General features: G+C 72.8%; 18 protein-coding genes and 1 pseudogene. 14 read left to right on the top strand and 5 right to left on the bottom strand.

Annotated features, from left to right (window positions below):
* Positions 1 to 11 precede the first annotated feature (11 nt).
* The 3 genes from ABZ452_RS30610 to ABZ452_RS30600 all read left to right on the top strand — a co-directional run bounded on the left by ABZ452_RS30610 (position 12) and on the right by ABZ452_RS30600 (position 2,460).
* Positions 12 to 920 carry a sugar ABC transporter permease gene (locus ABZ452_RS30610; RefSeq protein ID WP_357950320.1) on the top strand — a complete coding sequence of 303 codons (909 nt, stop codon included), beginning with the start codon at positions 12 to 14 and terminating at the stop codon, positions 918 to 920.
* Between the two features lie 155 nt (positions 921 to 1,075).
* On the top strand, positions 1,076 to 1,825 hold the full coding sequence (locus ABZ452_RS30605; protein ID WP_357950459.1) for a carbohydrate ABC transporter permease: 750 nt from the start codon (positions 1,076 to 1,078) through the stop codon (positions 1,823 to 1,825).
* Positions 1,826 to 1,911: 86 nt separating this feature from the next.
* On the top strand, positions 1,912 to 2,460 hold the full coding sequence (locus tag ABZ452_RS30600) for a hypothetical protein (protein WP_357950318.1): 549 nt from the start codon (positions 1,912 to 1,914) through the stop codon (positions 2,458 to 2,460).
* Between the two features lie 1,158 nt (positions 2,461 to 3,618).
* Here ABZ452_RS30600 and ABZ452_RS30595 read toward each other — a convergent pair.
* Positions 3,619 to 4,605 carry a BadF/BadG/BcrA/BcrD ATPase family protein gene (locus ABZ452_RS30595; RefSeq protein WP_357950315.1) on the bottom strand — a complete coding sequence of 329 codons (987 nt, stop codon included), beginning with the start codon at positions 4,603 to 4,605 and terminating at the stop codon, positions 3,619 to 3,621.
* Between the two features lie 153 nt (positions 4,606 to 4,758).
* Between ABZ452_RS30595 and ABZ452_RS30590 the strand changes: the two genes are divergently transcribed.
* From ABZ452_RS30590 to ABZ452_RS30550, 9 genes are all read left to right on the top strand, one after another.
* Positions 4,759 to 5,721, top strand: coding sequence for a MurR/RpiR family transcriptional regulator (locus tag ABZ452_RS30590; protein ID WP_357950312.1), 963 nt, complete (start codon positions 4,759 to 4,761; stop codon positions 5,719 to 5,721).
* On the top strand, positions 5,718 to 6,467 hold the full coding sequence (locus tag ABZ452_RS30585) for an SIS domain-containing protein (RefSeq protein ID WP_357950310.1): 750 nt from the start codon (positions 5,718 to 5,720) through the stop codon (positions 6,465 to 6,467). Before ABZ452_RS30590 ends, ABZ452_RS30585 begins: the two co-directional genes overlap by 4 nt.
* A gap of 25 nt (positions 6,468 to 6,492) precedes the next feature.
* Positions 6,493 to 7,905 (top strand): N-acetylglucosamine/diacetylchitobiose ABC transporter substrate-binding protein, encoded by a 1,413-nt coding sequence (gene ngcE, locus ABZ452_RS30580; RefSeq protein ID WP_357950307.1) that lies wholly within the window; start codon positions 6,493 to 6,495, stop codon positions 7,903 to 7,905.
* Between the two features lie 22 nt (positions 7,906 to 7,927).
* Entirely contained in the window at positions 7,928 to 8,869 is a 942-nt protein-coding gene (locus ABZ452_RS30575) for a sugar ABC transporter permease (protein WP_357950305.1), read from the top strand.
* A gap of 163 nt (positions 8,870 to 9,032) precedes the next feature.
* The gene (locus ABZ452_RS30570) at positions 9,033 to 9,833 is read left to right on the top strand and encodes a carbohydrate ABC transporter permease (RefSeq protein ID WP_357950457.1); all 801 of its coding nucleotides are present in this window, start codon (positions 9,033 to 9,035) and stop codon (positions 9,831 to 9,833) included.
* 33 nt (positions 9,834 to 9,866) lie between these two features.
* Positions 9,867 to 11,570, top strand: coding sequence for a bifunctional 3'-5' exonuclease/DNA polymerase (locus tag ABZ452_RS30565; protein ID WP_357950454.1), 1,704 nt, complete (start codon positions 9,867 to 9,869; stop codon positions 11,568 to 11,570).
* Between the two features lie 143 nt (positions 11,571 to 11,713).
* Positions 11,714 to 12,316, top strand: a complete 603-nt coding sequence (locus ABZ452_RS30560) for an NTP transferase domain-containing protein (RefSeq protein WP_357950302.1) — start codon at positions 11,714 to 11,716, stop codon at positions 12,314 to 12,316.
* Positions 12,317 to 12,364: 48 nt separating this feature from the next.
* On the top strand, positions 12,365 to 13,123 hold the full coding sequence (locus ABZ452_RS30555; RefSeq protein ID WP_357950299.1) for a hypothetical protein: 759 nt from the start codon (positions 12,365 to 12,367) through the stop codon (positions 13,121 to 13,123).
* Between the two features lie 37 nt (positions 13,124 to 13,160).
* Positions 13,161 to 13,493: a TfoX/Sxy family protein gene (locus ABZ452_RS30550; protein ID WP_357950296.1), complete on the top strand. Its 333-nt coding sequence runs from the start codon at positions 13,161 to 13,163 to the stop codon at positions 13,491 to 13,493.
* 5 nt (positions 13,494 to 13,498) lie between these two features.
* Here ABZ452_RS30550 and ABZ452_RS30545 read toward each other — a convergent pair whose 3' ends face one another.
* Positions 13,499 to 14,377, bottom strand: a complete 879-nt coding sequence (locus ABZ452_RS30545) for a LysR family transcriptional regulator (protein ID WP_357950293.1) — start codon at positions 14,375 to 14,377, stop codon at positions 13,499 to 13,501.
* 73 nt (positions 14,378 to 14,450) lie between these two features.
* Between ABZ452_RS30545 and ABZ452_RS30540 the strand changes: the two genes are divergently transcribed.
* Positions 14,451 to 15,911, top strand: coding sequence for an MFS transporter (locus tag ABZ452_RS30540; RefSeq protein WP_357950290.1), 1,461 nt, complete (start codon positions 14,451 to 14,453; stop codon positions 15,909 to 15,911).
* Positions 15,793 to 16,065: a phosphotransferase gene (locus ABZ452_RS30535; RefSeq protein WP_357950451.1), complete on the top strand. Its 273-nt coding sequence runs from the start codon at positions 15,793 to 15,795 to the stop codon at positions 16,063 to 16,065. Before ABZ452_RS30540 ends, ABZ452_RS30535 begins: the two co-directional genes overlap by 119 nt.
* Here the strand turns inward: ABZ452_RS30535 and ABZ452_RS30530 are convergent.
* The 3 genes and pseudogenes from ABZ452_RS30530 to ABZ452_RS30520 form a co-directional block, all read right to left on the bottom strand.
* On the bottom strand, positions 15,957 to 16,880 hold the full coding sequence (locus tag ABZ452_RS30530) for an amidohydrolase family protein (protein ID WP_357950448.1): 924 nt from the start codon (positions 16,878 to 16,880) through the stop codon (positions 15,957 to 15,959). The genes ABZ452_RS30535 and ABZ452_RS30530 overlap by 109 nt on opposite strands.
* A gap of 5 nt (positions 16,881 to 16,885) precedes the next feature.
* On the bottom strand, positions 16,886 to 17,695 hold the full coding sequence (locus tag ABZ452_RS30525; protein WP_357950287.1) for a metal-dependent hydrolase: 810 nt from the start codon (positions 17,693 to 17,695) through the stop codon (positions 16,886 to 16,888).
* Positions 17,696 to 17,894: 199 nt separating this feature from the next.
* A pseudogene (locus ABZ452_RS30520) lies at positions 17,895 to 18,596 on the bottom strand (serine/threonine protein kinase); the annotation flags it as partial.

Raw genomic sequence — 18,596 nt, 5'->3', positions numbered from 1 at the left:
AGGTCCATCTCGTGAGACACGGCAAGTACCCGCTGATCATCACCTTTCTGGTGCCACCGCTGCTGCTCTACGGCATCTTCGTGCTGTCGCCGTACCTGCAGGCGTTCCAGATCTCCACGACCAACTGGCTCGGCTACTCCGCGCACGCCGACTCGGTGGGGATGGCCAACTTCCGGACCCTGCTGCACGACGGCCAGGTGTGGAACGCGATCAAGAACAACGCGATCATGCTCGCCGTGGTGCCGGTGCTCACCATCGGGCTCGGACTGTTCTTCGCCACCATGCTCAACATGGGTGGCCGCAAGGGACGGGCCGGGGTCACCGGCGTCCGGGGCACCTCCGTCTACCGGATGGTCTACTTCTTCCCGCAGGTGCTCTCGGTGGTGATCATCGCCCTCCTCTGGAAGGAGGTCTACCACCCCAACAACGGCCTGCTCAACGGCGCGTTGCGGGCACTGGGCCTGCCAGCGCCCACCTGGTTGGGTGACCCGCGTACGGCGTTCTGGGCCGTGCTGGCGGTGATGGTCTGGAGCAACGTGGGGTTCTACGTGGTCCTCTTCGGCGCCGCCATGTCCGCCGTCCCGCGCGACATCTACGAGGCGGTGATGCTCGACGGGGCGTCACGGTGGACGACCCTGCGCCGGATCACCGTGCCGCTGCTCTGGGACACCGTGCAGGTCGCCTGGATCTATCTGGCCATCGCCGCGCTGGACGGCTTCATCCTGGTCCAGCAGATGACCAACGGCGGCCCCAACTTCTCGTCCGACGTGATCGGCCTGCGGATGTACGAGACCGCGTTCGGCAGCGAGAGCAAGTTCGGGTACGCCTCCGCGATCGGCGTGGTGATGCTGTTCCTGACCCTGTCGGTCGCGGTGCTGGCGCTGCGTACCGCCCGTCGCGATCGGATCGAATACTCGTGACCACGCTGGATCGGCCCACCACGACGGAGGCGGAGAAGCCCGGAGCCGCCCGCGGCGAGGACCGGCGGCTGCGCCGGGAACTGGGCGTCGCCAACCTCTTCTCGCACGGCTTCCTGCTGCTCTGGGCGGCGCTGACCGCGCTGCCGCTGCTGTGGATGTTCGTCAGCTCGTTCAAGAGCGACGGCGAGATCCTCTCCGACCCGTGGGGGCTGCCGGGGGCGCTGCGTTTCGAGAACTGGTCCCGGGCCTGGACCGAGGCGCACATCGGCCGCTACTTCCTGAACAGCGGCATCGTGGTGGCCGGCTCGCTCACCCTCACCATGCTGCTCGGCGCCGCGGCGGCGTACGTCTTCGCCCGGTACGATTTCCGCGGCCGGCAGGTCGTCTACTACCTGTTCGTCGGCGGGATGATGTTCCCGGTGTTCCTCGCCCTCGTGCCGCTCTTCTTCGTGGTACGCAACGCCGGCCTGTTCGGCAGCTGGACCGGACTGATCCTGGTCTACGCCGCCTACTCGCTGCCCTTCACGGTCTTCTTCCTGACCGCCTTCTTCCGGACGCTTCCGACATCGATCGCCGAGGCGGCGCTCATCGACGGCTGCGGGCACTTCGGACTCTTCTTCCGGGTGATGCTGCCGATGGCGCGTCCAGGATTGATCAGCGTCGCCATCTTCAATTTCCTCAGCCACTGGAACCAGTTCATCCTGCCGCAGGTGCTCATGCAGGGCGACGACTCCAAGTGGGTGCTGGCGCAGGGCCTCACCGCGCTTGCCGTCAGCCAGGGCTACCAGGGTGACTTCAGCGGCCTGTTCGCGGGTCTGACCATCGCCACCCTGCCGGTGCTGGCGGTGTACGTCGCGTTCCAGCGGCAGATCCAGACCGGCCTCACCGCCGGGCAGCTCAAGTGAGGTCGTTGCCACAGGCAACGGGGCAGCGCGACCGCTGAGGGCTCCTCTATCGTGGGCCGGCACCTTCACCGATCGACAGGAATCACATGTTTGAACTTGTCTACGAGCTCCTGCTTATTCTCGGCGGCATCGCGATGGTCGCGATCGGCATCGCCATCAAAGAGCAGAGCACGGGCTCTCGGATTCTGAATGTCGTCGTGGGCCTCGGCTTCTTCGGCTACGGCTTCTACCTGATGTTCCTCGCGCCCGTGGGCAGTAGGTACACGATCTTCTTCTACGCCTTCATCCTGCCGATCCTGCTGATCGTGCGGGCCGTGAAGGCCCGCAAGGAGGCCCGCGAGCAGGCCGCCGCGCACCAGTTCGCCGGCGCGCCCCAGCCCGGCCAGTTCGCCCCGTCGGCCCCGGCCCAGCCCGGCCAGGGTTGGCCGGCCCCGCAGGGTCAGCCCGCCCCCTACGGCCAGGCGCCGCAGGGACACGCCGGCCAGGCCCCGCACCAGCCCGGCCACCCGGCGCCGCAGGCGCCCTACGGCCAGCCGGCCCCCCAGGGTCAGTACGGCCAGCCCCAGGGTCAGTACGGCCAGCCCCAGGGTCAGTACGGCCAGCCGCAGGCGCAGCCTGGCTACCCGAACGCCTGAACCTCGCACCGCGGCAGCGGGCTGGTCGACGCGCTGTCGACCGGCCCGCTGTTTCGTTCCCGCTCCCGCCCACCGCGGCTAGGTCGCGTTCGCCGTCGAGGCCGTCGCCGTCGCGCGGTCCTGGGGCGCCGGCTCGGCGCCGAGCCGGCGGGCCCGGCTGGCGTAGCTGACCGATTTTGACCATCGATTCGCAGAGGTTCTCGTCGCGGTCGCGGGCATCGCGTTCCTTTCTCGCGGCCAGGCCCCGCACTTCCCGCCGGCCGCTGATCCCTGCGCCGCGTGCTGACGAGCTGAGTCGTCCGTGGTGTCACCGTCCGACAGCGCCCCCGCCGCCGCGACACGGGCCGGCGCGACACGGGCCAGCGCGACACGGGCCGGCGGAGCGCCCGCCCGGCCGCCCACCAGATCTTGGCGACTTTCCGTCAGCGGCGAACAGCAACTCGCCAAGATCGGCGGACCTCGACGCCCGAGACGCGATTCGCGGCGCCCGAGGCGGGTCGGGGATAGCTCACGAGCCGCTAGGAACTTGATGACGTGGGTGACTCACCTGAACTGACGACGCGGGCGATTCACCGGGCTCGCCCAAGCGGCGCTGGGATGAGTCACTTACGACATCAAGTTGCTAGGCGCTGAGCAGAAGGCGGCCGACCCGCAGGTGCCTCCCGAGCGCCGTTCAGCCGACATCGGCAACGACGCGGGTGCGCTGGCCGGGGGCGCCCGGCAGGACCCTCCTCGTGCCGGTTCATCGACGGCACGAGCTCCGGCCGCCGCACTGGTCGACATCCAGGTCGCACTCCCGCGTCCACGGCGGGACGGTCGGGCGGTTCCCCGCAGGCGCGTCACTGCCGCGAAGTAGTGGCGCAGGCCGCCGGGTGCAGGTGCGGACCCGCGGTGTGCGGTGCGGGCCCAGGGGGGCAGGGCGCCGGGCCAGGGGTCAGGGCGGCGGGACGGTGGGGCGGTTCCCCCACAGGCGCGTCGCTGCCGCCAAGTAGCGGCGCAGGCCGCCGGGTGCAGGTGCGGACCCGGGGTGCGATGCGGGTCCAGCGGGGCAGGGCGTCGGGCCCAGCAGGGCAGGGCGGCGGGCCGAGGGGGACAGGGCGGGGGGACGAGGCGGTCCGGGCGGCGGGACCAGGGGTCAGGGCGGCAGGCCCAGGAGGGTCAGGGCGGCGGGACGAGCAGGGCGTGCAGTGTGGCCGGGTCGGCGACCTCGGGCAGGTCGCGGGCGGCCAGCCAGGCGGCTGCCGCCGCTCCGTCGCCGGCGCTGTCCAGAGGGGCGTCCGGCCACCAGCGGGCGAGTTCCAGGCGGACCGCGGCGGCCAGCGGGGTGTCCCCGGTGAGCAGGCCGCCGCCGAGCACCACCGGGTCGGTCACGTCGGGTGGCCGGATGCGGGAGACGCTTTCGGCCAGCAGCGCGGCCGCCTCCGCGACCAGGGCCAGGCCGGTCGGCTCGCCGTCCCGGGCCGCGGCGACGACCAGCGGCGCGAGTCGCGCCAGCTCGACCGGTGATCGGCGGGTCACCGCCTGCACCACCGTGTCGGCGGTCGCGCGGGGGCGGGCGGCGACCTCGGTGCTGCCGGTCAGGTCGGCGAGGACCTGGCGGGCCAGGTCGCCGGGCGGCTGGGCGCGGTCCAGGTCGGTGAGGAGCCTGCGGACCGCCTCGCGGCCCAGCCAGAATCCGGAGCCGGCGTCACCCAGCAGCCAGCCGTGGCCGTCGGCGGTGCGGTCGAGGCGCAGGTCGTGCACCTGGGCGGCGATGGCTCCGGTGCCGGCGATGAGCACGGTGCCGTCCGGGGCCGCCGTGCCGGAGGCGTACGCGACGAGGGCGTCGCCGTGGACCGTGTAGGGGCAGCGCAGGCCCGCGTCGGCCCAGGCGCGGTCGAAGGCGGCCCGGCCCTGCGGGTCGGCGAGGAGCCGACCGGCCCCGGCCAGCCCGATGACGCCGCCGCGGACCCGGGTCGGATCGACGTCGGTGAGCGCGGCGCGCAGGGCGGCGAGGAGTTCGGCGGCGGCCCGGTCGGCGCCGTGGCTGGTCGGGTTGCCCCCGCCGGCGCGGCCGACGCCGAGGCGTACCCCGTCGAGGGTGAGGGCGGCGGCGCGGGTGGACGTACCCCCGACGTCGAGGCCGACCACGACGGTGTCCGACATCCCTCCATGCTGGTCGGCCGGGCTCCGGGGCGCAAGATCCGGGCTGTGCGCCAGGTAACAGTTTGAAAACTTCGCCCACGGCCTTGACACGGAGGGGCCTTCAGTAAGAACTTTTACCACTAACAGTTAACACTCTTTTCGGAAAGGCCTCCCATGGTTGATCACGAGGTGGACACCCCCGCGGGGACCGCGGTGGTCGACGCCGACGCGGTCGACCGGCGGGGTGCCGTGGCCGTCTCCTCGGACGGTGTGCTGGCCAGGGTCCGGGCCGGGGCGGGGGAGCTGACGGGGGCGTTGCGCCGGGTCGCCGAGCACGTGCTCAGTGATCCGGAGGCGGCCGCCCGGGCCACCATCGTCGAGTTGGCCGAGCGTAGCGGCACCTCACCGGCCACCATCACCCGGTTCTGCCGGGCCATGGGCTTCGAGGGCTACGCCGACCTGCGGCTCGGCATCGCCGCGGAGACCGGCCGGGCCCGCTCGGCGGGCTGGACGGTCGACATCGGCCGGGAGATCCAGCCGAGCGACCCGCTGTCCCGGGTGCTCGACCAGATCATGGCCGCCGACACGCGGGCCATGCACGACACCGCCGCGCTGCTCGACCTCGCCGAGGTGGAGCGGGCGGCCGTGGCGATCGCCGGGGCCAGCCGGGTGAACATCTTCGGCGCCAGCGGCAGCGCCCTGGTCGGCGAGGAGATGCAGTTCAGCCTGCACCGCATCGGGGTGGCCGCCTGGGCCTGGAGCGACGTGCACGAGGGGCTGGCCAGCGCCGCGCTGCTCGGCGTGGGCGACGTCGCGCTCGGCATCTCGCACACCGGGCAGACCCGGGAGACCATCGAGATGCTCGCGGAGGCGGGCAGCCGGGGGGCGACCACGGTCGCGCTGACCGGCTTCCCCCGCTCGCCGCTGGCCGAGCTGGCCGACATCGTGCTGGTCACCGCCAGCCAGGCCACCACCTTCCGGCCCGACGCGCTCTCCGCGCGGCACCCCCAGCTCGTCGTGCTCGACCTGCTTTACATCGCGGTGGCGCAGCGCACCCACGACCGCGCCCACGCGGCCTTCCGGCGTACCGCCCAGGCCGTCGACGGGCACAAGGCCGAGAAGGGGGCCATCTCATGATCAGTGCCCAGCGGTACGCGGACGCCGTCCGCCCGGTGCTCGACCGGCTGGTCGACAGCCAGGCGGATGCGGTCGACCGGGCGGCCGACGTGATCGCCGGCGGCCTGCGTGCCGGCGGGGTGCTCCAGGCCTTCGGCGCCGGCCACTCGGAGGCGTTCGCCGCCGAGCTGGTGGCCCGGGCCGGCGGCCTGGTCCCGACCAACCGACTCTCCCTGCACGACCTCGTGCTGCACGGCGACGCGCCCCGCGACGTGCTCGCCGACCCCAAGCTGGAACGCGACCCGGCCGTGGCGCACCAGCTCTACGCCCTGGCGGCGCCGCAGCCGGAGGACGTGTTCGTGGTCGCCTCCCAGTCCGGCATCAACGGCTCGGTGGTCGAGCTGGCGACGCTGGTCCGGGAGCACGGCCACCCCTTGATCGCGGTCACCTCGGTCGAGCACACCGCACGGGTCGCCCCGCGGCACCCGAGCGGCCACCGGCTCGCCGACCTCGCCGACGTCGTGCTGGACAACGGCGCGCCGTACGGTGACGCACTGCTGCCGCTCGAGGGCGGCGGCGCGGTCTGTGCGGTCTCGTCGGTCACCGCGGCGCTGCTGGCGCAGCTGCTGACCGCCGAGGTCGTACGACGGTTCCACCAGGCCGGGGAGGTACCCCCTATCTACCTCTCCGCCAACGTCCCCGGTGGGGACGAGCACAACCTCGCCCTCGAGTCGCGGTACGCCGGGCGCCTCCGGCGGACCGCCTGACCCGACACCACAAGGAGAGACAAAGATGTCGGTTACCCCCGAGAACCTCGGTGACCTCAGTCGCCGGACCCTGCTCCAGCGGGCCGCCGCGGCCGGCCTCCTCGCCACCCCGGCGATGGGCCTGCTCAGCGCCTGTGCGGGCAGCGAGCCGGAGAAGAAGGACACCGGCGGCGCGGCCAAGAGCAAGGACAACCCGTTCGGTGCCAAGGACGGCAGCGCCGTCAAGGTGGTCATCTTCAACGGCGGGCTGGGCGACCAGTGGGCCAAGGAAGACAAGGTCATCTTCAACGCCAAGCACGCGAACATCACGGTCAACATGTCTTCCACCCAGAAGATCAAGACCGAAGAGCAGCCGAAGATGGCGACGCAGCCGAGTGACCTGGTCATGAACTCGGGCGCCGACATGATGGACCGCAGCACGCTGATCAACGAGGGCGCCATCGAGCCGCTCGACGACCTGCTCACCGCGCCCGCCTGGGACAGCGAGGGCACCGTGGCGGACTCGCTGCTGCCGGGCACGGTCGGCGACGGCACCCAGAACGGCAAGTTCTACGTCGTGAACGTGGCGTACACGGTGTGGGGCAACTGGTACAACGCGGCGCTGTTCAAGAAGGAGGGTTGGCAGGCGCCGACCACCTGGGACGAGTTCTTCGCCCTGGCCCCGAAGATCAAGGCCAAGGGCATGGCGCCGTACGTGCACGACGCCGTGCACGGCTACTACCCGCGCTGGGCGCTCATGGCGAGCATCTGGAAGACCGCCGGCAAGCAGGTCGTCGTCGACATCGACAACCTGAAGGAGAACGCCTGGAAGGCCGACGGCGTGCTCAAGGCGCTGGCGCCGTGGGAGAAGCTGGTCAAGGACAAGCTGCTGCTCCCGGGCAAGCTCGACCACACCCAGTCGCAGCAGGCCTGGCTCGACGGCAAGGCGGCGTTCATCCAGGTCGGCACGTGGCTCAAGAACGAGATGACCGCCACCATCCCGCCGGGCTTCGAGCTGACCCTGTCCGACTACTGGCACAACGCGGACGACAAGGCGCCGAAGGACGTGTTCGCCGCGTCCGGTGAGGGCTTCGTCGTGCCGAGCAAGGCCCCGAACAAGGAGGCCGCGAAGGAGTTCCTGCGGGCGATGCTGTCCAAGGCGGGCTCGGCCAAGTTCGCCGAGCTGACCAAGTCGCTCGCCTCGACCAAGGGCTCCGGCGACAACGTGCAGGACACGGCGCTCGCCAGCGCCAACACCCTGATGAAGAACGGCGGCAGCGAGCTCATCTCGGTCAAGTTCCAGGACTTCTACGCCGACCTGGACAAGGAGAGCCAGAACCTCTCCGAGGAGCTGATGGCCGGCCGGCTCACCGCGCAGCAGTTCGTCGACAAGATGCAGGCGGCCGCCGACAAGGTCGCCAAGGACTCGTCGATCAAGAAGCAGACCCGCACCGCCTGATCCGACGGAGAGAGTGAGTCCTATGCGGCACGGAGTCGCGCGTTTCGTCACGGGCTTCCTGGCCCTGCCCGTCGCGCTGTACCTGTTCTACGTGGTGTGGCCGTTCGTGCAGGCGGCGGGATATTCGCTGACCGACTGGGGTGGGTACTCGGACTCCCAGCGCTTCGTCGGGCTGGACAACTACGTCCGGCTGCTCTCCGACGAGCTGATCCGGAAGGCGTTCTGGCACAACGTTTTCTTCCTGGTCACCGTGCCGCTGTTCACCATCGCGCTGGCCCTGTTCCTCGCGTTCCTGCTCAACGTGGGCGGACGCGAGGACAGGGCCGGCATCCGCGGGGTGTTCGGCTCCGCCCTCTACAAGGTCATCTTCTTCTTCCCGCAGGTCCTGTCGCTGGTGGTCATCGCCGTCATGTGGCAGCAGATCTACCGGACCGACCAGCAGGGCCTCATCAACGGCCTGCTCATCAAGATCGGGCTGGTCGACGCCGACAACCCGATCGCCTTCACCGCCGACCCGGAGCCGTTCCTCGGCATTCCCGCGGTGCTGTGGTGGCTGCTGCTCATCGCGGTGTGGAGCGGCGCCGGCTTCTACATGGTGCTGTTCTCGGCGGCCATGCAGTCGATCCCGAAGGACATCTACGAGGCCGCGATCCTGGACGGGGCGGGCCGGTTCCACACGTTCTTCCGGGTCACCCTGCCGCTGCTGCGGGACACCATCTCGGTCGCCTGGGTCTACCTGGGCTTCATCGCCCTGGACATGTACGCCCTGGTCTTCGTCATGACGCCGAGCCAGGGTGGCCCGAACCACGCCAGCGAGATCTTCGCCTCGGTGATCCAGTTCAACGCGTTCCAGAAGGGCCAGTTCGGCTACGCCTGCGCGATCGCCGTGGCGCTGGCCATCTTCACCATCCTGCTGGCCGCCGTCCAGCTGAGGATCACCCGTCGTGAGCGGATCGAGTTCTGAGGAGGCCTGGACGATGAGCACGGTGACCCACACCTCCGACCAGAGGCGACCCGACGCGGCGCCGGCCGGCCCGGCAGCGGGCCGACGGGCGAAAGCCGCCACCAGCATCGGCGGCCGGATTTTCAACGGCTTCTCACACCTTTTCCTGGTGGTGTGGGCCCTGATGGTGATCTACCCGCTGCTGTGGGTGGTGATGTCCTCACTCAAGACCGACTCGGAGGTGATCCGCGAGCCGCTGTCGCTGATCCCCGAGTCGCTGCAGTGGGACAACTTCGCCCGGGCCTGGACGGCCGGGATCGACAGCTTCTTCCTGAACACGCTGCTCGTGCTCGTGTTCAGCGTGACCCTGACGATGCTGCTGGGCTCGATGGCGGCGTACGCGCTGGCCCGCTACGAGTTCCGCGGCAACCGCCTGATCTACTGGATGTTCCTGTCGGGGCTGACCCTGCCGATCTACCTCGCCGCGGTGCCCCTGTTCAAGGGCGTCTACAACATGAACGTGGTGTTCCCGCTGCTCGGCCCGAACAAGCACCTCACGCTGATTCTGGTCTACGTGGCCTGGTCGCTGTCGTTCACCGTCTTCTTCATGCACTCGTTCTTCCGGACGTTGCCCGACACGATCGCCGAGGCGGCCCAGGTCGACGGCGCCTCGCACACCCGGACCTTCTTCAGCGTCATGCTGCCGATGGCCCGGCCCGGCCTGATCAGCATCGGCATCTTCAACGTGCTCGGCCAGTGGAACCAGTGGTACCTGCCGACCCTGCTCATGCAGTCGGTGTCGGGTGAGCCGAAGCACCAGGTGATCGCCCAGGGGCTGATCGAGCTGTCGGTCAACCAGGGCTACAAGTCCGACTGGTCCGGCCTCTTCGCCGGGGTCACCATGGCGATGCTGCCGGTGCTGATCGTGTACATCGTGTTCCAGCGCCAGGTGCAGTCCGGCCTGACGGCCGGCGTCGGCAAGTAACCTTCGCGTCCCGCTGCCCGGTCCCTCCGCCATCTGTCGGAGGGGCCGGGCAGAATCGCGTCCGTGCTGGTGGCGGTGGTGGCGGACGAGCGGGGCGGCGGTGTGCTGCAACCGCTCGACGACGCTGGGCGCCCGACCGGTCCGGCCGAGCCGGTGGCCGACCTGGCCGCCGCGGTGGCCGCCCGGGAGGCCGCCGACCGGCCACGCTGGGTCTGGGCCTCCGGCGCGACCCTCTACCCGGCGCTGCTGCGCGCCGGCGTCCGGCTCGACCGGTGCCACGACGTCGAGCTGACCGAGGCGCTGCTGCTCGGCCACGCCGGCCGCTGGGGCGAGCCGCGCTCGCTCGCCGCCGCCTGGGCCCGGCTCACCGGGGCGCCGGTCCCGCCGGACCCGGCACCCCGCCCGCCGGAGCCGCCCGGCCACGGCCAGGGCGCGCTCTTCGACGCGCCGTCCGGCCCGCCCGGTCCGGGCATCGAGGCGTTGACCAGGGTGTACGCGGACCAGCTCGCCCGGATTGCGCGGACCGGTCACCCCGGCCGGTTCCGGTTGCTGGTGGCCGCCGAGTCGGCGGGCGCGCTGATCGCCGCCGAGATGGGCGTGGCCGGCCTGCCCTGGCGCGCCGACGTGCACGACGCGATCCTGGCCGACCTGCTCGGCGAGGCGTCCCCGGTCGGCGGGCCACCCCGCCGGCTGGCCGAGCTGGCCGCGCGGATCGCCGAGGCGTTCGGCGTCCGCCAGCTGCACGCCGACTCCCCGGCCGAGCTGCTCAAGGCGTTCGCGCGCGCCGGCGTGGAGCTGCCGAACACGCGGGCCTGGTCGCTGCGCGGGGTGGAGCACCCGGCGGTGCCGCTGGTCCTGGAATACAAGGAGCTCTACCGGATCTGGACGGCGCACGGCTGGGCCTGGCGCGACGCCTGGGTCTCCGGCGGCCGCTTCCACGCGGAGTACGTGCCCGGCGGCGTGGTCTCCGGCCGCTGGGCCACCCGGGGCGGCGGGGCCTTGCAGATCCCGAAGGTGATCCGGCGCGCCGTCGTGGCCGACCCGGGCTGGACCTTCGTGGTCGCCGACGCGGGCCAGCTCGAACCGCGGGTGCTCGCCGCGGTCTCCGGCGACGAGCGGCTGGCGGCCGCCGGTGGCGCCGGTGACCTCTACGCGGCGCTGGCCCGGGACGCCTTCGCCGGTGACCGGGCCCGCGCCAAGGTGGCCCTGCTCGGCGCCATGTACGGGCAGACCGGTGGCGCCGCGGTGCCCGCCCTCGCGGTGTTGAAGAAGAACTACCCGACCGCGTTCGGCCACGTCGAGGCGGCGGCCCGCACCGGCGAGGCGGGCGGGCTGGTCCGGTCGTGGCTGGGGCGCACCTGCCCGCCGGGGTCGGTCGGCTTCGGTGACGGCGACGAGGCGGTGGTCGACGCCGGGGCCGATCCGCAGAGCCCGCGGGCCCGGGCGGCCCGCTCGCGGGGGCGGTTCACCCGCAACTTCGTCATCCAGGCCACGGCCGCCGAGTGGGCGTCCACGCTGCTGGCCACCCTCCGCACCGAGCTGGCCGGCACCCGGGCCGAGCTGGTCTTCTTCCAGCACGACGAGGTGATGGTGCACTGCCCGGCCGAGACGTCCGAGGCGGTCGTCGCGGCGGTGACCGACGCCGGGGCGCGGGCCACCCGGCTGCTCTTCGGCGAGACCCCGGTCCGCTTCCCGCTCGATCTCTCGGTCGTGGACTGCTACGCCGACGCGGCATAGTCACGCAATTTTCCGTTTTGCCCCGCTACCCGCCCCCCGGCGCGCTCGTTGGGCCCGGTGTGCGTACGACGGGACGGACCGGGCGCTGCTGCCTCCGGTCCGTCCCCCAGGTCGAGGGGGCACCGCTGAATCGGATCGCAGGAATGATCATCGCCGCTGGCGGGGGCCGCCGGATCGGCGGACCCGAGGCGCTGCTGCACCAGGGGGAGAAGCCCCTGGTCAGCCGGATGATCGACACGATGGCCGACGCGGGCTGCGCGGAGGTCGTCGTCGTGCTGGGCGCGGCGGCGGACCAGGTGCGGCAGGCCACCGACCTGACCGCCGCCACCGTGGTGGTCAACCGGGCCTGGGGGACCGGGGTCGGCTCCTCGATCCGCGCCGGGCTGGCCGCGCTGACCGACGAGACCATCGAGGCCGTGGTCGTGGTGCCGGTGGACATGCCGGGCCTCACCGCCGCGGCGGTCCGCCGAGTCGCCGCCCTGCCGTACCCGGACGTGCTGGTGTGCGCCACCTACGACGGGCTGCGCGGCTACCCGATGCTCTTCGGCCGCCGGCACTGGTCCGGCATCGCCACCCTGGCCAGCGCCGACGTGGGCGCCCGGCCCTACCTGCTGGCGCACAAGGACCAGATCGTCGACATCGCCTGCGACTCGGTGGCCGACGGCAGCCGGATCGACAGCCCGGAACTGATGGCCCTCTACGGCCTGAGCATCCCCGAACAGCGGGTCGCCTCCGAAGTGGGCTGAGTATCCGTACGGATGTGCCGGCTGGGCCGTCCGGCCAGACTCGGTGCCATGCGTCGACTCGCCACCGCCCTGCTGTGCCTGGCCGTCCTCGTCGGCTGCGCCGACCCAGGCCAGGTGCCCTCGTCGGACGGCCTGCCCACGGACACCGGCTGGGTCACCTACCAGGCCGACGTGACCGCCGTTCGGCTCAGCGCCGACCCGCGCTCGCTCGCGCTGACCGTGGCGCTGCTCGGTGACGCCGACGGATGCTCCCGGAATCCGCGGGTCACCTACTTCACCGAGGAGAACAACCGCATCTACGCCAACGTGGTGCAGGACTCGCGCCTGTCGGGGACGGTCGGTGCCTGCCCCACCCACACCCCGGGCGAGGTGACGTTGACAGCGCCGGGGCCGATTGCCGGCCGGACCGTCGTGCTCAACCAGGAGCCGTGGAAACGTGACGGTGACGAGTACCGCCGCTGCGACGAGACCTTCGGCTGCGACCCGATGCCGACGGACCGCTGTGACCCCGCCTGGATCAGCGTCGCCGTGCGGGGCATGGACGTGTCCCGGCACTCCGTCGGCTCACCCGAGGGCTGCGACGGCAGGTGGCTCGTCATGACCGTGCCATTCGATCCGGTGCCGTGCGGCGCCGAGGCGAGGCCGGGCTGCGACGCGTCGGTCAACGTACGGCGCTATTTCCTGCGCTGGGCCGGCGAGCGCGGCTGGGCCACGATCGCCGGTTCGACGAAGGCCGGCTGCGGAGACGTCCGCACCGTGGAGCCGGCGTTCCCGAGAAAGCTGTGCGCCGACCTGCCCACGCCGTGACCCGCCTGCGGTGCCCCCGGGTGCCAGGATGCGGGGTATGGCGTATGACGAGGACCTCGCGGACCGGGTACGGGAGCTGGTCGAGCGGGAGGCCGGGTTCGCCGAGAAGCGTATGTTCGGCGGCCTGGCGATGATGGTGAAGGGCAACATGGCGGTGGTCGTGCGCGGCGCCGGCGGGCTCATGGTCCGCGTCGACCCGGCGGAGTCCGAGCGGCTGGAGGCGGAGCCCGGCGCGCAGGCGACGGTGATGCGGGGGCGGCCGATGCGGGGCTGGATCACGGTGGATCCCGCGGCCTGCGCGCGTGACGCCGATCTGTCCCGCTGGGTCCATCGCGGCGTCGGCTACGCCGGGACGCTGCCCGCGAAGTAGGGCGGTCAGGGCCGGTCGCCGGGCGGCCGGTCGAGACCGAGCCGGTCGGGCAGTTCGCCCACCACGGCCGCCAGCGCGGCCGGCACCGGCCGCCGGGTGACCAGGAAGAGGGTGAAGCGGCCCGGCACCGGCGCGGGGGCGACCCGCTCGTCCGGTGCCGCGTACGCGAGCGCGAGCCCGTGCGGCAGCACGACCGGGCAGCCGAGCAGCCGGCCCATCCGCACCGCGGTCTCGCCGGTGGCCGCCGGCTTCGGCCGGGCGCCCAGCGCGGAGAGCCGCCGGTGCAGGGCGTCGGCGGACGGGTCGTAGCTGTGCGCCACCACGTCGAGCCCGGCGAACGGCCGGCGGCCGCGCCCGAGGCGTACCTCGGGAGGGGTGAGCAGGGCCAGCCGGTCGGCGGCCACCGGTGTCGCGGTGGCCGTGGCCGGCAGCCGCATCTGGTTGGCGACCGTCACGAAGGCGGCGTCGAGCGACCCCTCGCCCACCCACTCCACCAGGCGGTCACCGTGGTCGGTGACCTGGTGCAGCGTCGCCTCCCGGAGCAGGTCGGCCAGCGCGGGAAACAGCCACGCGGCCAGGCTCGGAAAGGTGCCGACGCTCAGCACCTCGCCGCGCGCCGCCGCGCGCGTCCGGTCGAAGATCGCCTCCAGGTGGCCGAGCACGTGGACCGCCTCCGCGGCCAGGGCCCGCCCGGCCGGGGTCGGTCGCGCCCCCGTGGTGTCCCGGTCGAAGAGCCGCTCGCCGATCCGCCGCTCCAGCGCCGCCAGCCGGTTGCTCGCGGCGGGCTGGCTGATCCGCATCTCGCGCCCCGCCGCGCCGAGGGAGCCGTGCCTCGCCAGCGCCGCCACGAGCCGCAGGTCCTCGACCGTGGGTAGGGAGCTCATAGGTCCAGGTTATGAGCCCGCCGATGGAACCGCCAGCTACCGGGCGAGCGGCCGGGACCAGAGGATCGAACCCGTGAACACCCGCCGGGACATCGCCGCCATGCTCACCACCACCTTCGTCAGCTGGCTGGGGCAGCGCACCACCGCCGTCGCGCTGCCCCTGGTCGCGCTCGCCGAGACCGGGTCGGCCTGGACCACCGGCCTGGTCGGCGGTGCGGTCGGGCTGCCCATGCTCACCTCCGCCTGGTGGGCGCGCGGCCTGCGGCAGCGGCTGACCACCGGACGGGCCCTCGCCGGGGTGCTCGCGATCCAGGTGCTCGGCTTGCTCGTCGTCCCGGTCGGTGCGGCGGTCGGCACCGTCGGCCCGCTGCACCTGGCCGCCGCCGGGCTGATCACCGGGGCCGCCACCGCGCTGGGCGGGCCGGGCCAGCGGGCCCTGCTCGCCGACCTCTGCGCCGACGCCGACGTGGCCGCCCGGATGCTGGCCTGGCAGGACCTCGCACACCGCAGCACCATGATCCTGGCGCCGCCGCTGGCCGGCTGGGCGGTCACCGCCGGCGGGCCGCTCCGGCTGCTCTGGGCGGAGGCGGCCGGCGTCGCCCTCGGCGCGGCCCTGCTGCTGGTCGTCCGTGGCACCGCCGCGCCCGCCGCCGAGGGGGCCAGCGCCGCTCCGGCCCTCCGGCACGTGCTGGCCCGGCACCCCGAGGTACGCCGTGCCGTGACCATGGCCGGCGTCGGCGGCCTCGTCTGGTTCGCCTTCACCCTCGGGCTCGCCATCCTGGGCGCCGAGACGGGCCGGCCCGGGCTGCTCATCTCGGCCGGCATGACCGGCTACGGCGCCGGCTCGCTCGCCGGAGCGCTGGTCGCCCCGGTGCTCGTACCCCGACTGCCACCGCTGGCGACCATGGCGGCCGGCTGGATCCTGCTGGGCGCGACCTTCGCGACGCTGCCCGCCGTCAGCGCGTCGCTCCCGCTGATCGCGGTCGTGGCCGCGCTGGGCGGCCTCGCCATGCCGCTGGGCATCGGCGCGGTCAACCGCCTGATCACCACCCGCACCAAGGGCCCCGAACGGCGGGCCGCCTTCGCCGTGGAGAGCCTGGTGCACGACGGCGCCGTCTCGATCGGCCTGCTCGCCGGCGGGGCGGTCATCGGCCTGGCCGGCGCCGGTCCGACACTGGTCGTGGCGGGCGCCGCCCAGGTCGCCGTCGGGCTCCTCGCCGGACCCTGGCTGCTCCCGCTGCGGCGCGAGTGGACCCGACCGGTGACGCCGAACGCCGATGCGCGACTACCCGCTGAGCCGGCCGGTGACCGACCCGGTGCCCCGGGACCATCCGGTCACCGCCGCGACCTGGCCGGTGCCGCTGCCGAACGACCTCCGCCGGCTCCGGGAGCAGCGGCAGGCCGTGTCGGCGGCAATCGACCGGCTGCCCCGTACCCTCTGCCACCACGACGTCTGGCCGACGAACCTGGTGTTCGGCGACGGCGGCCCGGTCCTGCGGGACTGGTCCTTCGTCGGCCCGGGGCCCGTCGGTGAGGACGTGGCCAGGTACTTCTGGCTCGCGGCCTTTGACCCGCCGGGTCAGGCCAGGTCGAACAGCGTGGCGGCGTTGCCCCAGCAGACCGCCCGCAGCCAGTCGTCGCCCAGGTCGAGCCGGGCCAGCGCGTCGAGCTGCTCCGCATACGGGTAGGGGATGTTCGGGAAGTCGCTGCCCAGCAGCACCTTCCCGGCCAGCCCCAGCTCGCGCAGCCGCGGCAGCTCCGCCGCCGGGAACGGCATGAACCGGTCGAAGAACGAGGTGAACGCCATCGTCGTGTCCAGCCGCACGTGCCGGTACCGCTCGGCCAGGTCCAGGAAGGCCGCGTAGTCGGGCGCCCCCAGGTGCGCCACGATCGCGGCCAGCCCGGGATGCCGGGCGAGCAGCGCGGCGAACGACGCCGGTCCGGTGTGCGCCGTCCCGACCGGGGCGTGCCCGGCGTGCACCACCACCGGCACGCCGGCCTCGGCCAGCAGGCCCCACACGGCGTCCAGCGCCGGGTCGTCCGGCGCGAAGCCGCCCACCTGGACGTGCACCTTGAACACCCGGGCGCCGGCCGCGAGGGCGTCCGCCACATAGCGCGCGGCCGCCGGCTCCGGGAAGAAGGTCGCCGACGGCAGGCAACCCGGGGTACGCGCCGCGAAGTCCAGCGTCCACGCGTTCAGCGACTCGGCCATGCCGGGCCGGTGCGGGTACGCCAGCGCGCTGAACGCCCGCACGCCGAGCCGCCGCAGGTGCGCCACCCGGGCCTCGTCGTCCCACCGGTACCGGATCGGCCACTCGGTGCCGACCAGCGGTCCGGCCGCGTCGAAGTACGCCCACACCTTGCGCAGCATGCGCGGCGGCAGGAAGTGGGTGTGCACGTCGGCGAGACCGGGCAACCCGAGCCGCCGCCAGAACTCCGGCACGGCCGCGTCCCGCGCCGGCGGCCGGCTGTGGTCCGCCGGCCCCGCGTCGCCGTCAGGCAGGTCCGTCACACCTCTATGTTGAAGCGTTGCAGCACCGAGGGCGCGACCAGCCCCACCGCCGCCAGCACGGCGAGCACGGTCAGCGCCGCGCGCAGGACGATCGTCTCGGCCTTGCTCCCGGTGCGCAGGGCGATGCCGTTGGGCAGCCCGATCATCGTCCACATCCGCCGTTTGATCGGGATGGGCCAGAGAATCGGCACGCCCGCCTTGGTGATCATGTCGCCGAGGATGTGCACGAAGCAGCCCACCCCGACCGCCGTGCCGATGAGGGGATAGCCCCGGTCGCCGGGCAGGTTCGCGAAGGTGAACCAGGCCGCGGCCGCCGACAGCAGGGTGACGACCACCCACCCGGCCCGCTCGGCCCACTCGTCGAAGAGCCCGCGCAGCGCCAGACCGATCATGAAGAAGAGGATGCTGACCACCGCCCACTTGCCGTACGCGGCGCAGAGCGCGGTGGTGCCCCAGCCGATCAGCAGGGTGAACGGGATGGTGTGGGTGAGCGTCCGGTGCCCGTTGTTGCGGCGCGGATCCTTGCTGAGCTTGGTCGCGTAGTAGACGCCCAGCGAGATCTTCTCCATCACCTCGGCGATGAAGAGGCTGAACACGCCGAAGGTCCGGGCCACCGTGGCGCCGCCCTGGTTGCGGGTCACCTTGCCGGACAGGTCGAGGTCGGGGAAGAGGGCCCCGCCCGCACAGACCGCGGTGCCGACCGCCAGCGCGAGCGGTGTCTGGTGGTAGTCGGCGAACTGGTCCAGCGCCCAGGAGCCGGTCAGCCACACCGCCGCGCCGGACAGCGCGTGGGACGGTCCCATCATCTCGGCTCGCCCTCCCCAGAGATCTTGATCGACAAAACTACGCCACTGTAGTTAGCCATCGGGCCGCGGGGCATCACCCGGACGGTCCACTGGGGAGAGGGTCCCTGGACGGCCGGCGGGCGCCGCCGGATCACCAGGAAGTATGTCGGCCCGGCCGCGCCGGGCCGGGGCATCTGTCGGTGATGAGACGCCGGGGTTGTCAGCCGGCCGCGTGGGTGGAGCGACCCGGCCGGAAGCTGTCCCGGATGAGTGCCAACTGCGTGGCCGCGGCGGACCAGTCGGCGTCGGAGGTGGTCCAGCCCAGCGTCCACCCGCCGGCGTCGCCGGGCAGCACCCGCAGCGCGTGCATCCGTTCCCCGTACGGGGCGGTCCAGCGGCACTCCCACTCCGCGCCGCCGCCCACGGCGGCCAGCCGCACCTGCTGGTAGCCGGGCAGCCGGCCGTCGGTGGTCAGCTCCCGTTCGGCCGCCCGCAACTGGTTGAGCGGGTCACCGCCGGCCGGATAGGGCTCGACCCCGAGGATCCGCCGCGTGGTCGGGTCCTGGAAGCAGGTGGTGCTGCCGGATCGCAGGTGCAGCCAACCGGCCGGCACCGCGACGCGGAAGCCGGCGGAGTCGGCGTACCAGATCCAGCCGGCCGGGAGCGTGAGCGCCGCGTCGGCGGGCGGCGAGCCGGCCCGCACCGTGTTGCCCGCCGCGTCGGGCCGGACGCACGGGAACGGCGGCGGGGGTACGCCGGGCGGCGGTCCGCCGCCGGGCCGGCCGGGCGGGTGTCCCCACGGATCACCCTGCGCCTCGCCGTGCGGGTCGCCGCCCGTCCCGTCGTGGTCGTGGGTGACCGCCAGCGCGGTGCCGATCCCCGCCGCCACGGCGAGCACGGCCGCGGCCGCCGCGAGCGCCCA

This window comes from Micromonospora sp. NPDC005707 (assembly GCF_040631005.1).
GTDB lineage: Bacteria > Actinomycetota > Actinomycetes > Mycobacteriales > Micromonosporaceae > Micromonospora.
This window is presented reverse-complemented; position numbering and strand designations above follow the sequence as displayed.